General features: G+C 62.6%; 15 protein-coding genes. 5 read left to right on the forward strand and 10 right to left on the reverse strand.

The genetic code is table 11. The features are described 5' to 3' along the window. Positions 1–107: 107 nt before the first annotated feature. Entirely contained in the window at positions 108–1,355 is a 1,248-nt protein-coding gene (locus NKI20_RS32320; protein ID WP_352837978.1) for an FAD-binding oxidoreductase, read from the forward strand. 15 nt (positions 1,356–1,370) lie between these two features. On the opposite strand, the gene NKI20_RS32325 is transcribed toward NKI20_RS32320, so the two are convergent. The 9 genes from NKI20_RS32325 to NKI20_RS32365 form a co-directional block, all read right to left on the reverse strand. Next, positions 1,371–2,171, reverse strand: coding sequence for an ABC transporter permease (locus NKI20_RS32325; protein ID WP_352837979.1), 801 nt, complete (start codon positions 2,169–2,171; stop codon positions 1,371–1,373). After that, the gene (locus NKI20_RS32330) at positions 2,168–3,040 is read right to left on the reverse strand and encodes an ABC transporter permease (RefSeq protein ID WP_352837980.1); all 873 of its coding nucleotides are present in this window, start codon (positions 3,038–3,040) and stop codon (positions 2,168–2,170) included. Before NKI20_RS32330 ends, NKI20_RS32325 begins: the two co-directional genes overlap by 4 nt. Next, entirely contained in the window at positions 3,037–4,140 is a 1,104-nt protein-coding gene (locus tag NKI20_RS32335) for an ABC transporter ATP-binding protein (RefSeq protein ID WP_352837982.1), read from the reverse strand. Before NKI20_RS32335 ends, NKI20_RS32330 begins: the two co-directional genes overlap by 4 nt. A 77-nt stretch (positions 4,141–4,217) precedes the next feature. After that, positions 4,218–5,243 (reverse strand): ABC transporter substrate-binding protein, encoded by a 1,026-nt coding sequence (locus NKI20_RS32340; protein WP_352837984.1) that lies wholly within the window; start codon positions 5,241–5,243, stop codon positions 4,218–4,220. 52 nt (positions 5,244–5,295) lie between these two features. After that, a complete protein-coding gene (gene araD1, locus NKI20_RS32345; RefSeq protein ID WP_352837986.1) occupies positions 5,296–6,294 on the reverse strand; it encodes an AraD1 family protein in 999 nt (332 codons plus the stop codon). A gap of 32 nt (positions 6,295–6,326) precedes the next feature. Further along, complete coding sequence (locus NKI20_RS32350) at positions 6,327–7,103, reverse strand: SDR family NAD(P)-dependent oxidoreductase (protein WP_352837988.1); 777 nt, start codon at positions 7,101–7,103, stop codon at positions 6,327–6,329. Between the two features lie 11 nt (positions 7,104–7,114). Next, positions 7,115–8,842 (reverse strand): IlvD/Edd family dehydratase, encoded by a 1,728-nt coding sequence (locus NKI20_RS32355; RefSeq protein ID WP_352837990.1) that lies wholly within the window; start codon positions 8,840–8,842, stop codon positions 7,115–7,117. Then, complete coding sequence (locus NKI20_RS32360; RefSeq protein WP_352837991.1) at positions 8,839–9,582, reverse strand: FadR/GntR family transcriptional regulator; 744 nt, start codon at positions 9,580–9,582, stop codon at positions 8,839–8,841. The genes NKI20_RS32355 and NKI20_RS32360 overlap by 4 nt, the downstream gene beginning before the upstream one ends. A gap of 53 nt (positions 9,583–9,635) precedes the next feature. Beyond that, positions 9,636–9,941 carry a site-specific integrase gene (locus NKI20_RS32365; RefSeq protein WP_352837993.1) on the reverse strand — a complete coding sequence of 102 codons (306 nt, stop codon included), beginning with the start codon at positions 9,939–9,941 and terminating at the stop codon, positions 9,636–9,638. A 218-nt stretch (positions 9,942–10,159) separates the two neighbouring features. Here NKI20_RS32365 and NKI20_RS32370 point away from each other — a divergent pair, with 218 nt between their 5' ends. Beyond that, positions 10,160–12,748: an EAL domain-containing protein gene (locus NKI20_RS32370; protein WP_352837995.1), complete on the forward strand. Its 2,589-nt coding sequence runs from the start codon at positions 10,160–10,162 to the stop codon at positions 12,746–12,748. Positions 12,749–13,147: 399 nt separating this feature from the next. Then, entirely contained in the window at positions 13,148–13,351 is a 204-nt protein-coding gene (locus NKI20_RS32375; RefSeq protein WP_352607790.1) for a hypothetical protein, read from the forward strand. Positions 13,352–13,500: 149 nt separating this feature from the next. Here NKI20_RS32375 and NKI20_RS32380 read toward each other — a convergent pair whose 3' ends face one another. Continuing rightward, the gene (locus tag NKI20_RS32380) at positions 13,501–13,716 is read right to left on the reverse strand and encodes a hypothetical protein (RefSeq protein ID WP_352607788.1); all 216 of its coding nucleotides are present in this window, start codon (positions 13,714–13,716) and stop codon (positions 13,501–13,503) included. 21 nt (positions 13,717–13,737) lie between these two features. Here NKI20_RS32380 and NKI20_RS32385 point away from each other — a divergent pair, with 21 nt between their 5' ends. Together NKI20_RS32385 and NKI20_RS32390 are read left to right on the forward strand one after the other, a co-directional pair. Then, positions 13,738–13,941, forward strand: a complete 204-nt coding sequence (locus tag NKI20_RS32385; protein WP_352607786.1) for a hypothetical protein — start codon at positions 13,738–13,740, stop codon at positions 13,939–13,941. A 188-nt stretch (positions 13,942–14,129) separates the two neighbouring features. Then, positions 14,130–14,588, forward strand: coding sequence for a hypothetical protein (locus NKI20_RS32390; protein WP_352837997.1), 459 nt, complete (start codon positions 14,130–14,132; stop codon positions 14,586–14,588). Positions 14,589–15,129: the final 541 nt, after the last annotated feature.

Genomic DNA, 15,129 nt, shown 5'->3' on the forward strand with positions numbered 1-15,129 from the left:
GGGGGGGGGGGGGGCGGGCGGGCGCTGTTGCCACCCCGCGCTAGCGCTAGGACCCCCCCGCCCCGCGGGGGGCGCTCCCTCCCGGGGGGCGCCCCCCGCGCCCCCCGGTGGGGGGCGCCACGGCACTCGCCGCATGCAACGATCTCGGCCAGCCGGTTGTCGTGCAGGGCGGGCGCACGGGGCTGACGGGCGCGGCGCGTGTCCAGCCAGGCGAAATCGTGCTCTCGCTGGAGCGCATGACCGGGCTCGCAGTGCCGGATCGCCAGGCTGCCAGCATCGTTGCCGAAGCGGGCGTGACGCTGCAGGCGGTGCAGCAGGCCGCCGACGGCGCCGGGCTGATGTTCGGCGTCGATATCGGCGCGCGCGGTTCGGCCACGGTCGGCGGCAATATCGCCACCAATGCCGGCGGTATCCGCGTGCTGCACTATGGCATGTACCGGGCCCAGGTTCTGGGGCTGGAAGCCGTGCTTGCAGATGGCAGCGTGCTGACCTCGCTCAAGGGCCTGCCCAAGGACAATTCCGGCTACGACCTCAGCCAGCTCTTCATCGGCACGGAAGGAACTCTCGGTGTTGTCACCCGCGCCGCGCTCAGGCTGCATCCGAAGCCCGCGTCCGAGGTGAACGCCTTCTGCGCGCTCTCCTCGCTCGATGCGGCGATCGCGCTGCTTGGGCTGCTGCGGCAAAAGCTCGGCCCACTGCTGTCCGCCTATGAGGTCAATTTCGCACCGCTCTATGACGTCATGGTCGCCAGCATGGCCATGCGGGCGCCGCTGCCCGCGGGCTCGCCTGTTTATGTGCTGGCCGAGATACAGGGCAGCGAGCCCGAGCGCGACGGCGAGCGCTTCTCCGAAGTGCTGATGCAAGCGGTCGAGGACGGCGTCATCGACGATGTCGTCGTCTCGCAGTCGTCGCGCGAATTCCGAGCCCTTTGGGACGTGCGCGAAGACGCCAATCGCGTCCTGTTTTCGATCAAGGATCTGATCGGCGTCGACATCAGCATCCCGTTGGCGCGGATGGGTGCGTTCCTGCAAGCGGCGGACGCCGCCATCCATGCCGTCGACCCCGGCGCCGACGTCTATGTCTTCGGCCATCTCGGCGACGGCAATCTGCACTATCAGGTACGCACGGTCGATCCTGCGGCGGCGTATGACATCGTCTATCGCGGCGTCGCGGCGGCCGGCGGTGGCGTTTCGGCCGAACATGGTATCGGCCTCGACAAGAAGAAGTGGCTGCATCTGGTCCGCAGCGATGCCGAGATCGCGACGATGCGGCGGCTGAAGACGGCACTTGACCCCAGAAACATCCTCAATCCGGGACGGGTCTTCGACCTCAACCCCACTGCCTTCCAACGATGACGATTGCCCGGCAACTCAGGTCCGTTCCTGCGCGACTTGCCTGGGGATGAGAAAGCGGGCGGCAAGCACGCAAAGCAGCACGGTGAACATCAGGATCAGCGCCACCAGGGCATTGATGTCGGGCGAAAAGCCAAGCCGCATCATCGCCCACAGCCTGACCGGCAGCGTACTCTGGGTGCCGGTGACCAGGATGGTGATCATGGTCTCGTCAAACGATAGGGCGAAGGCCAGGATGGCGCCGCCGACCATGGCGCTCGATAGGTTCGGCAGGATGATTCGCCAGAACGTCTGCCAGCCCGTGGCGCCGAGATCGTAGGACGCTTCGACCAGCGTGCGGCTCATCGACTGCAGCCGCATCAGCACCGTGCGGTAGACGATCGCCAACACGAAGACCGTATGGCCGATGACAACCGTCAGCAGCGAGCGTTCGAGACCGATTTCGCGAAAGAAGATCAGCAGCGCCAGGCCGCTGATGATCGGCGGCATCAGGAATGGCAGGAAGATGATGAACTGCAGCACCGACCGCCCGGAACGCCGGCCGTAATAGTAGAGCGCCAGCAGCGTTCCGCTGACCACCGACAGGATGACAGTGCAGACACCGACGATCAGCGTGGTGCGCAAGGCGGCCAATATGTCGTGATTTTCGGCCAGCGCGACATAGGTCGAGAGGGTTGGCGACGACCAGTCGACATTGCCGTGCGCAATGGTGAAGAATGAAGACACGATTGGCACGAACAGGGGGCTGTAGAGCAACACCGCAACCAGTGTCGTGATCGCAGCTAGAAAGATGGTGGACAGTCGGGGCAGGGCGCTCATATCGAAATCCCCCGGTGGCGCCCGAAGCGTTCGCCGACGAGGATTGCCGCGATCACCACGACTGCCAGCGCCACCGACAGCGCGGCGCCGAACGGCCAGTTATAAGCCGTGCCGAACTGGCTGTAGAGGATGCGGCCGAAGGTGAAGCCGCTGATCCCGCCGACCATCTGCGGCGTCAGGAAATCGCCGATCGCCAGCACGAAGACGAAGCTCGCCGCCGAAGCGATGCCGGGCAGGCTCAGCGGCAAGGTGATGCGCAGGAATGTCTGCAGGCCGCTCGCGCCGAGATCGTCGGACGCCCGCAACAGGACCTGCGGAATCCGCTCCAGCGACAGGAAGATCGGCAGGATGGCGAAGGGAATCAGAAGGAGTGTCAGCGTCAGCAGGATGGCATTCATGTTGAACACGAAAAGCGTCGACGGCTCCTGCAGGATGCCGAGCGCCACCAGCGCCTTATTGAGAAAACCGTTGAGGCCGAGGATGCTGCGGATCGCATAGATCTTGATAACGTAGCTCATCAGCAGCGGTACCAGCAGCAGCATCAGCAAGGCATAGCGCCAGCGGCCTTTCAGCGTCGTCAGGAAATAGGCGGCGGGATAGGCAAGCAGGATGCAGATGATGGCCACCGAGCCGCACAGAACGATGGTATTCCAGAATACCGGGAGAAAGATCGGATCGGTGAAGAACCTGACATAGTTGCCCAGTGACAGGCCGTAGACAATCGTGCCCTGGTCGACGCTGAAGAAACTGTAGCCGAGGAAGATCGCCAGCGGCACCAGGACGAAGACCACCGGCAAGGCAAACGCCAGCACTGTCACCAGCAGCGACAGCCGTTTTTGCGCAGGCTGTGTCGAACCAGCTTCGCTCATGCCAGCACCAGATGGCCTTCATGCGGCGCAAACGAAAGCGATACAACCTCGCCGGGTTTCAGGGTGCTGCCGTCGACCCGACTCGGCACGCGCAGCCGCAGGTGTTGCGCAGCATCGTCGGCGCCGGCCGCGATGGTGACGACCGTGGATGAGCCGGCGAAGGCCATGTCGGAGGTCGTGCCGGAAAAGCGGTTGTCGGTGTCCTTCGCGTCCGCAAGATGCAAGGCCTCGGGACGGAATGCCGCGTAGGCGCTGGCACCATCCGCTGCTGCTTTCAAATAAGGCTGGTTCCTGATCGAACAAACCAGTCGGCCAAGCGCCGTCTCGATCGACCGCAGCTCGCCCTGGACGGCCCCAAGTTTTCCGGCCACCAGATTGTTCTCGCCGAAGAAGCGCGCGACGAACTCGCAATTCGGCTTGTAGTAAAGCTCATGCGGTGTGCCGAGCTGGCGGATATGGCCGGCCTCCATGACGCAGATCCGATCGGCCATGCCGATGGCTTCTTCCTGGTCGTGGGTGACGAACAGGAAGGTGGTCTTGATTTCGCGCTGGATGGATTTCAGGAAGACCTGCATCTGCCGGCGCAGTTCGAGGTCAAGTGCTGCGAGCGGCTCGTCGAGTAGGATCAGGCGCGGCTGGCAGATCAGTGCACGGGCGAGCGCGACGCGCTGGCGCTGGCCGCCGGAGAGCTGCGCGGGAAAGCGGTCGGCGAAACGCCCGAGCTGAACCAGGTCCAGCGCCTCCGTGACACGGCGCGCGATTACCTTGCGCTGGACATGGCGAACCGAAAGCCCGTAGCCGACATTGCCGGAAACGGTCAAATGCGGAAACAGCGCATAGTCCTGGAACACGGTATTGAACGGCCGTCGGTTGATCGGCATGCGGCTGATGTCTTGCCCATCCAGGTGGATCTCGCCCGAAGTCAGCGGTTCCAGTCCGCCGATCAGGCGCAGGACCGTGGTCTTGCCGGAGCCCGAAGGCCCAAGCACGGTGAGGAACTCACCGTCCCGGATCGATAGGTCGATGTCGTGCAGCACGGGGACCGTGCCGTAGGATTTCGAGACGGACCGCAGCGTCAGCAGGTCGGCGTTCTGGTTCATGAAATACTCTCGCATATACTTCGGCGGTCCGGAACCTCCGGACCGCCGGGTCCTTCAAAGGCATGGGGCGGACAAGATCAGGGCGTCGCCTTGACCTCGTTCCACATGTCCGACCGCTTGAGCGGATCCTCGACATTGTTGAGCCAGACCAGCTTGTCGTTACCGCCGGCGCTGCTCGACTCGACCACGGTGTTGCCGAAGCCGGTGCGCTCGGAAAGCGCGCCGCTGACCTTCTTGCTCAGCATGAAATCGATCCATTTCTCGGCCGCCGCATTGTCGTGGACGCCCTTGGAAATAACCCAGTTGTCGAGCCAGGCGAGCGCGCCCTCGCTTGGATTGACGTAGGCGACATGGGCGCCGATCTTCTGCAGCGCCTTGACCTGCTGCTGGCCGTAGTTGGCCCAGATCAGGGCGACATCATTGTTCTGGTAGATCTGCTGCGCCTCGTCGGCGGTTGTATAGAAGCTCAGCACGTTGCGCTTCAGTTCGACCAGCTTGGCCTTGACCGCCGCCATCTGCTCTTCGTTGAGATTGAATGGATCCTTGTAGCCGAGCGTCAGTGCGGTGAACGAGAAATTGTGCTCGCCATTGTCGTAGGCCAGCACCTTGCCCTTGTAGGCCGGGTCCCACAGAACCGACATCGAGGTCGGTGCCGGCTTGACCTTGTCGGTGTCGTAGATCAGCCCGATCGAATCGAAACAGAACGGAATGCCGTAGACCTTGCCGTCCTTGGTGTCGCCGCTGACTTGAAACAGATCACGGAAGCGCGGCAACACTTCCTTCTGGTTCGGCAGCTTCGTCACGTCGATTGGCGACACGAGGTCGGCCTTGATGTAACGCTGCAGCTGGGCGGTGTTGACGGCGAAGACGTCAAAATCCTGGCCTTCGCTGCCCTTGATCTTGGCCCAGATCTCGTCATCGCTGCCGATGAAGACGACATCGACGCCGATGCCGGTCGCGGCGGTGAAGTCCTTGACCCAATCGGGATCGGCATAGCCGTCCCAGGCCAGAACCCGCAGGTTCGCGGCAAGCGCCGCCGATGTCATCAGGCCGATGCCGAGCCCGATTGTCGCTAGTCTTAGAAACAGTTTTTTCAGTCCCATTTTCAATCTCCCATTATCGTTCTGGTGGACCGCAGTTTCCGGACTTTCGCCGTCACAGCTGGGTGACCGCGACCAGTCCCTCGTCCGGCACCGACACCATCCGGTTGCGCAGTGGCTTGCCGAATGTCTGTGCCTGGATTTCATATTCGTCGCCGGAAGCCGTCTTGACGCCGGAGGCGTAGCTCATCACCGCCGCGCCGAAGAAATAGGCATGCAGGTCGCCCGCCCTGCGGTGCATCGGGTAGCGGAAATGGAAGTGTTCTAGATTGGCGATCGAATGCGACATGTGCGCCTCGCCCGACAAAAACTCCTGCTCCCAGATGACGGTGCCGTCGCGCAGGATGCGGGAATGGCCGCGCACTTCGTCGGGCAGGTCGCCGATCAGCAGCTCCGGTCCGATCGAGCAGGAGCGCAGCTTGGAATGGGCGAGATAGAGGTAATTCTCGGCTTCCGTGACATGGTCGGAATATTCGTTTCCGAGCGCATAGCCGATGCGGTAGGGGCGGCCATCCGGCCCATTGAGATAGAGGCCGACGATCTCGGCTTCTTCGGCCCCGGCGCGCGCGAAGGCCGGCATCGGCAGCGGCGCACCTGGCGGCACGACACAGGTGCCGACGCCCTTGAAGAACCATTCGGGCTGGATGCCGATCTGCCCGGCGGCGGGCTTGCCGCCGTCCAGGCCCATGCGAAAGATCTTCAGCGAATCCGATTCCTCGGCATCCTCGCCATGGGTCAGCACATGCATCTTGTCGCGTGCGGCCGCACTTCCCGTATGGGTCAGGCCCGTGCCGGTGACCAGGAAGCGCGCCGGCTCCGGATGGTCGACCGGGGCCAGCACGCGGCCATCGCGCAACAGCTGGTCGTAATCGATTTTCACCGTGCCGGTCCGCTTCTCGACCAGCGAGGCGATGGACGCGCCCTCGGCGATCGCCGCTTCGGCCAGTTCCAGCACGGTGCTGGTCTTGTCGAGTGGATGCAGATGATTGCCGTCGTCGGAGACACGGCCAACCCGTCTGCTGCCGTCGGCCATTTTGAACTGAACAAGACGCATGAACTAACCTTCTTCCTTTGAAGCCGTACGGGTCACACCCAGCCCGCATCGACGATGAACTGCTGGCTCGTGCACATGCGGCTGTCGTCGGCGGCGAGGAACAGCGCCATGCGCGCGATATCGGAGGGTTGCAGCCGATCGGGCAGGCACTGTCTTTCCTCGATCTGGCGTTCGCCGGCCGGGTTCAGCCACAGGCGCATCTGGCGCTCGGTCATCACCCAGCCCGGCACCATGCAGTTGACGCGGATGCGCTCGGGGCCGAGTTCGCGGGCCAGCGCCCGCGTCATGCCGTAAACGGCGGCTTTGGCGGTGACATAGGCCGGGCAATCCGGATCGCCGACCATCCAGGTGATGGAGCCGAAATTGATGATCGAGCCGCCGCCCAGCGTGCTCATCTGTGCACGCACAGCCTGCGCGGCGAAGAACTGGTGGCGCAGATTGACCGCCATGCGGTCGTCCCAATAGGCAACCGTCACGTCCTTGCTCTGGTGGCGATCGTCATTGCCGGCATTGTTGCACAGGGCCTGGATGGGGCCGTTGTGCCGCATCGCCTGCACCGTTGCCACCTGCAACTCTTCGATGTTGCGCAGGTCGCAGGGAATGAACAGTGGTGCGGCATGTCCCTCGGCCGCGATCGCGTCGACCAGGCGCCGTGAAGGCTCCTCGGCCATGTCGACAAACGCGACACGGCTGCCTTGCGCGCAGAAATGGCGTACCAGGCTTTCGCCGATGCCGCTGCCGCCGCCGGTTATGAAGACACTGCGGCCCTTGAGGCTTGGATAGACCGCGTAGCCGATTTCATCCGTCATCGCGCGCCTCTCTAGTGCGAATGCCGAGGAATGCCGGCATCGCGCCGGCCGACGAGAAAGTCGAAATCGCAGCCCTTGTCTGCTTGTAGGACGCGCTCGACATAGAGGCTCTGGTAGCCCCCTTCCGGCGGCGCCGGCGGCTTCCAGTCACGCCGGCGGATTGCGAGCTCCTCATCCGATACCAAGAGCTCCAGCCGGCGGCCGGCGACATCGAGCTCGATGAGGTCACCGTCGCGCACCAGCGCAAGCGCGCCACCGGCCGCGGCTTCCGGCGCCACATGCAGCACCACGGTGCCGTAGGCCGTGCCGCTCATACGCGCGTCCGAAATGCGCACCATGTCGGAGACACCCTGCTTGAGCAGCTTCGCCGGCAGCGGCATGTTGCCGACCTCGGCCATTCCGGGATAACCACGCGGCCCGCAATTCTTCAGCACCATCACCGAAGAGGCGTCGATGTCCAGCTTCGGATCGTCGATGCGCGCGTAGTAGTGCTCGATGTTCTCGAACACCACCGCCTTGCCGCGATGCTGCATCAGCTCGGGCGTTGCCGCAGACGGCTTGATGACCGCCCCATTGGGCGCCAGATTGCCGCGCAGAATGGAGATGCCGCCCTCCTTGGTCAGCGGCTGGCTCAGCGGCCGGATCACCTCGCTGTTGTAGTTGGGCGCGCCGTCGATCAATTCACCGATGGTCTTGGCGCTGACGGTGATGGCGTGGCGATGAAGAAGCCCCACTTGATCAAGCGACGCCATGACCGCAGCCAGCCCCCCGGCGTAGTAGAAATCTTCCATCAGGAACCGGCCCGATGGCATCAGGTCGACAATGGTTGGAACGCCGCGGCCAAGGCGGTCCCAGTCTTCGAGGCTGAGATCGACACCGACCCGGTTGGCGATGGCGATCAGATGCAGCACCGCATTGGTCGAACCGCCAATCGCGCCGTTGACGCGAATGGCGTTCTCGAACGCTTGCTTGGTGAGAATGTCCGAAATTTTCACGTCCCTGCGGACCAGCTCGACGATCTGGCGTCCGGCCACCTGGGCGAGCACGCCACGGCGCGAATCCACCGCCGGGATCGCGGCATTGTCCGGCATACCGATGCCGAGCGCTTCGACCATGCTGGCCATGGTCGAAGCCGTGCCCATCGTCATGCAGCTGCCGGCCGACCGGCTCTGGCCCTGCTCCGCGGCAAGGAAGTCGGCAACCGGCATTCGGCCGGCCTTCACTTCCTCGGCGAATTTCCAGACATGCGTGCCCGAGCCGATATCCTGTCCGCGGAACTTGCCGTTGAGCATCGGTCCGCCAGAAACAGCGATGGTCGGAAGATTGCACGACGCAGCGCCCATCAGCAGTGCGGGCGTGGTCTTGTCGCAACCGACCAGCAGGATGACGCCGTCGATCGGATTGCCGCGTATGGATTCCTCGACGTCCATACTGACCAGATTGCGAAACAGCATGGCGGTGGGGCGCATGTTGCTCTCGCCCAGCGACATCACCGGGAACTCCAGCGGCAGGCCGCCGGCTTCATAGACCCCACGCTTGACGTGATCTGCCAGGCCGCGGAGATGGGCATTGCAGGGGGTCAGCTCCGACCAGGTGTTGCAGATGCCGATCACTGGGCGGCCGTCAAAAGCGTCGGCGGGGATGCCCTGGTTCTTCATCCAGCTGCGGTGCATGAAGGCGTTCTTGCCCTCGCCGCCGAACCAGGCCTCGGATCGCAGCTTGCGCTTGGTCTCGGTCACGATGTCTGTTCCCGATCCTGGCGGCGCCTGTTGCGGTTCTCGACGCTGCGGCGCACGTCTTCCTCGGCATTGTCGATGAGCACCAGCAGCGCATTTTGCGCGCCGGCTGCATCTCCGGATGCGATCTTTTCGGCCACTTCCCGGTGCAGCGGCAAAGAATGGCGCTGCCCTTCCGGATTGTCGTTGGAGAGGCGAAAGCTCATCACCAATGCCGTTTCGACCAGAGCCGCCAGCGAGCCGATCAACTCGTTGCCGGTCATGCGCAGAATAGTCTGATGGAACAAAAGATCGGGTTTGGCGAAGCGGTCGCCGTCTTCGACCACGGCTTCCATTTCGGCCAGCGCGGCATTGATCTCGGCAACCTGCGCGCGTGTGGCCCGCCGTGCGGCAAGCGCGGCCGACATCGGCTCGATGGCTCGCCTAAGCTCAAACAGCGCCCGGACGTCCTCGGCACTGACGTCGCTGGCATAGCGCCACGACAGGACATCCGGATCGAGAAAATTCCAGTCGGCGCGGGGACGCACCCTTGTGCCGGTCTTCGGCCGCGATTCGACAAGCCCCTTGCCGGCCAGAACCTTGATCGCCTCGCGCAGCACCGTGCGGCTGACCCCTAGCATCTGGCTGGAATCGTCGGCGTTGGGCAGTGCCTCGCCGGGCAGGAAGTCGCCCTGCACGATGCGCAGCCCGATCTGCTCGACCACAGTTGCATGCAGCGCCGTCGAGCCGCTGGAAACCGCCACCGTGACTCTTGACGTGCGCGCGGTGCTGAAAGATTTCTTATTCTTCATACTATTCATAAGATATGTCTTATAGGCGTGAGAATTGGAGTCAAGGGGCGAGGAGAGCCGATGACAAAGAATCCATTCTCTGAAGCCCTTAGCCCATAAGAGATGCTGAGTGCCGCGCGATACTTCAGGCCCGGGCCCGGGGCCGCCATCAGCAGGTTGGAAACCTCCTCGATGCTCAAGACCACCGACAACTTCTGCGGTTGCCGACGGAATTGCGTATGCCGCTTCATGTCCTCGCGGCCGCAGGTCGTGCCAAAGAAAAAGCGAAGCGCGATGATACGGGCATTGAAAGTTGGCGGCGCGATGCCCACGTCGAAACTCGCCTGCCGCAGTGCCACGCCGAGCGTGAGAAGTTGCGACCGCCGGCAGGTCTTCCCGCCGCCACCTAAGAGGAGGCTGCAAATTGCACAAAGTACCGTCTTAAGCCCGAATTAATACGTCATGTGCGACATTAAAGGAATTCACTCCTAAATTCTCGTTGAATTGGCGTACGTGGGGCGGGATTGGCCGTATTGTGCCAGTGTTTTACATGAACCACCTGAAGGGCGTTAGCGTTAGGACCAAGCTGTCGCTGGGCTTTGGTGTGGCGTTGCTGTGCATTGTGGCAGTAGGGCTATTTGGAGTCGCGCAGCTGCGATCTCTCAACGAAGTCACAAGCGAGATCACCGCGGTTTGGTTGCCGCAGGTCCAGGTCGTGGAGGAGATGAAGCGCAACCTGGCGGAACATCAGCTCTATGCGACCCTGCGCATGCGCACTGACGATACTCAACAATTGCTCGGCATCAATGACAAGATGGCGAAGGAGAGCGATGAGATACTCCGAGGTCGGCGAGCCTACCGCAGGAGTGCCGGATCGCTGGCCGAGCAGGACCTGTTCGACCAGTTTGTCTATCTGTGGACGGCCTATGAAGATTCCCTGACGTCGATTTTCCCGCTCCTGGAAACAGGAGAGCGATCGAGGGCCTTTAAAGAGTTCGAGACAGTGTCGCTTCCAATTGTTGCCGAGGCGGCTCAGCGACTGGACGGCCTGCTGGCCCTCACCAACCAGCGCAGCACTGCTGTCGCAGCGATGGCCGATCGCAGCTACAGCGTCGCACAGCGGCTGACCTGGATAGCGATTGTTTTTGCGGCCGCGTGTCTTGGCGGGCTTGTCGCCTGGATTCACCACAATGTCAGCAAGCCGATCCTCGCCGCGAGCGAGGCGATGCACCGGTTGACGCAAGGCGACCGCCGCTCAACCCTCGTTGCGCTGAAAAGCGATCGGCGCGACGAGGTTGGGCTATTGTTCTCGGCGTTTGCCGGCTACCGTGCCAGCCTGGAGCGTAGTGACGCCTTGGCCCGCGAGGCCGAACAGGAACGGCAGCACCTAGCAGCCGCCGCCGCCAACATGCCCGTGGGCCTATGCATGTTCGATGCCGGGCGACAGCTGGTTCTTTGCAACCAGAGTTACGCTGATCTCTACAACCTACCGGAGGCCCTGACTCGTCCAGGCACGCAATGGGCCGATCTGATGCAGTACCGAATTTCGGCGGGGCTGTACGTTGGCCAAGACCCGGGAAAGTATCTGCAACAACTCTCTGAGACCATCGACCGCGCTGAGCGCGTGGAGAGCTTGGTGGAGTTCAATGATGGACGGACCATCGACCTCATCCACCAACCACTGCCGGGCGGCGGGTGGCTCGCCACCCATCACGACGTGACCGACTTGCGCCGCAACGAGGCCCGCATCTCTCACATGGCACGCCATGACGGGCTTACCGACCTTCCAAACCGCATATTGTTCCGCGAACGCGCCGAGGAAGCCCTCGCCGAGATGGGACGCAGAGATGGCAAAGTCGCCTTCCTTTGCCTTGATCTCGATCATTTCAAGATGGTCAACGACACGCTGGGGCATTCGGCCGGCGACGCCCTTCTGAAGGAGGTTGCCTCCAGGCTGAGGCGGCTGGTCCGCGATGATGACACAGTGGCCAGGCTTGGGGGCGACGAGTTCGTGATCATTCAAAGGGAGGCAGGTCAACCGGTCGAGGCAACCGCCCTCGCGCAACGGGTCATCGATGCGCTCAGCGCGCCTTATGTGGTCGACGGTCATGGGGTCGTGATCAGCGTCAGCGTCGGCATATCGATTGCGCCCAACGACAGCAGGAACACCGACCAGTTGCTCAAGAACGGCGACATGGCGCTCTATCGGGCAAAGGCCGAGGGACGCAGGACGTATAGGTTCTTCGAGTCGCAAATGGATGCCCGCATGCAGGCGCGGCGATTTCTCGAACTCGATCTGCGCGAAGCGCTGGATCGCGGGCAATTCGAGATCTACTACCAACCGCTCCTCAATATCGGCCGTGGCGAGGTTAGCTGCTTCGAGGCGCTGCTTCGCTGGCATCACCCGAGACGCGGCATTGTCTCCCCAGCCGAGTTCATTCCCCTGGCCGAGGAGATTGGCCTGATCGTCCCGGTCGGGGAATGGGTAGTCAAGCAAGCCTGTCTGGATGCGGCACGCTGGCCCGATGGCATCAAGGTCGCCGTCAATCTGTCGCCCATGCAGTTTCGCAACTCGCGCCTGCTCTCGGCAATTGTCGAGGCGCTCGATGTCTCGGGACTGCCCCCGAACCAGCTCGAGCTTGAAATTACCGAAACGGTGCTGCTGGCCAACACCCAGGCGACGCTGGCGATGCTGCAGCAGATTCATATGCTGGGCGTGCACATCGCGATGGACGATTTCGGTACCGGATATTCGAGCTTGAGCTACCTGCGCTCGTTCCCGTTCGACAAGATCAAGATCGACCAATCCTTAATCACGGACGTGGGGGGCATCGACAGTTCTGTTGCCATCATCCGAGCCATCACGGGTCTAGGCAACAGCCTCGGAATGCGGACCACCGCCGAAGGGGTTGAGACGGTGGAGCAGCTCGACCGGGTCCGACGAGAAGGCTGCACAGAAGCGCAGGGCTTCCTGCTCAGCCGCCCGCTGCCTGCCCGGGATATTCCCAAGATGCTGGAGCGGGTGCGCGCTGTGGTGGCGGGCGAGATCATCGAGACTGCACCCGACGCGACCGGCGGGCGCAACAGAGCGCAGTCCTCCGGTGGCCGGCGTTTCAGGAATGCGCCTTCCTCCGCTTAGCCGGAAGCGAATTGATCGCCATGATGCAGTCCCGGCCGTCTCCCGGATGGCTGCCGCAAAGCGACACGCCGTGAAGCCAATCACTTCTTGGCCGCGCCTTTCATATCCGCACACATTCAGCCGATAGCTCAGCGGACCAGAGCGAACCTCGATCGCCTAATGGCTGCGACCGTTTTGACCAAAGTAAGGCTGGCTGAACCAACCGCTGAGGCGAAAGCGGCCATGGCGCAATCACCGGATCCCGTGGAAGGGGAAGTGCTATGACCAATCGAGAAGCTACACTGAGCAGGGGTGAGTTGAACGCCATTGATCTGAAGCGAAGGGCGCCCGAGGTGACCCTTGATTGGAACCATTCTGTCCTGAACGAGTTTGGCGCTCTGGAGTGGGATAGTTCCAATCATGGCCGAGCGTTATCAATCAGGGCAGATGTCGGCTGCGCACGCTGTTCGGCGCATGATTGCGTCCGATGAGACCCGTCATTTCCTCCACAAGGTGTTAGATTTGAAGGTCGAGGCGCACCTACCTGGCGCCATTGGGGCACTCCTTGCTGTGCTTGATCAGAAAGGACAAGACGAACCGTCCGAAACATCCGAAACCCCCTGACCTTTCCCCTATTGCTCCCTGTTGGTTCCATGTCACCGACGTGATGGGCGGCGCCCTCACTGGCATCTTAGGTGCCGTCTTTCGAATCGGGCCGCGGCTTTGCGAACGACCATCTGGCCAAATGGCTTTGAATAAAAGTTAGCAATCGCTTAATTAATCGCTGTTCTCCCTGAACTCGCCGAGGTGAGCAGGGTCGGGAAACATTTTAGCTCAACCTGCACACTGCGCAGATCTCCAGTCTCGACAGCCGCACCACGATCAACGAGACCAACATCGCCTCGCTCGATGGCCGCGTCGACGCGCTGGAGGGCGGCCTCGGCGATCTGAGCAGCGAGCTTGGCGAAACACGCAAGGAAGCGCGTCAAGGCATCGCCGCCGCGATTGCCATGGCGAACGCGCCGATGCCGTCGGCGCCGGGCCGCACGAGTTGGGCGACGAATTTAGGTCATTTCAAGGGCGAGACGGCATTCGGCGGCTCGCTCACGCACCGGCTTGACCTGTTCGACGAGCCGTTCGCGGTCAGCCTTGGATATTCCTACGGCGGCAGCGACAGCCATGCGCTGCGTTTCGGCTTGCAGGGTGAGTTCTGACGGTCGCCCGGCGTGACAGGAAAGGTTGGGGTGCGAGAATGCGGCCGGCGGGAAGAATGTTGCTGGCAGCCTTGGTGCTGACGACGGCCGTTCCGGCGCTTGGCCTGCCTGCCCTGGCGCAAACGTCGAAGACCCAGAAATCCGTCAGGCCGTAAGCGTCGAAGCAAGCCAACGTCGATCGCAATGGCGTGCTGATCCTGGTGCGCGGCTCGCTGCTGGCGCTCGACCACGCCAACAAAACCGGGAATTACACGGTGCTGCGCGATCTCGGCGCGCCGGGCTTCCAGGCCAACAATGCGGCCAAGCTGGCCGAGATCTTCGCAGGCCACCGCAAAGACGGTATCGACCTCGGCGGCGTCGCGGTGCTGGAGCCGCAACTGACATTGTTGCCGCAAATCGAGCCCAACGGCATGTTGCACATGGCCGGTTTCTTTCCCTCGGTGCCGATGCAGGTCAATTTCGAGCTGCTGTTTGCGCCCGTCGACCGGCAATGGAAGGTGTTCGGCATGTCGGTCGCGCTCGGCAAGGCGGGACCGGAAGCGCCAGCAACCGACCCGGAGCCGCCGAAAGTTGTCCTCACCCGACCGCCTGACCCGCCGACTGCGACGGTCACTCCCAAGAAAGCCGACGAGAAATCCGGCAAGTAAAGGTTACAGCCCGAACCCCAGGACGCTTTCGATAGGCTTGCGTCCAGTGCCTGCATGACAAGATCGTTCCGCTTTTTCGGCACGCCATCACGGCCTTGGACGGAAAGGGCGCGGCATCAGCGTGGCGTCGTAATCGCACAACGTCTCGGCGCCGGTATCCGGCTTCAGTTCGCCATCGCCCGCGACAGGGTCGTCAGCTGCTTTTCGAGTGAACCGTCATTATGGGCCTTGGCCAGCATCGCAACGAGCGTGGCCGCCGTGACGACCTGGACGCTGTGGTTCTGCCGGATCGCCTTGCGCCCGACATCACCCCCAATGAGACACTGAAGATCGTGGTAGTGCCTTGAGATGCGCGCCTCGCCGGGCTCGATCGGTATGCATGAGCTGGGCCGCCGCTCGTATGGCGTTGGGCGGCACGCTATGTCATTTCACACCGGCGCCTTCCAAATAGGTGATGATCGCCGCGCGCTGGGCGGCATTGGAAACGCCGACAGTCATTTGGGTGCCAGGCACCATCTGACGCGGCGCTGTGAGGAAGGTG

It is taken from the genome of Mesorhizobium sp. M0830 (assembly GCF_040319965.1).
GTDB lineage: Bacteria > Pseudomonadota > Alphaproteobacteria > Rhizobiales > Rhizobiaceae > Mesorhizobium.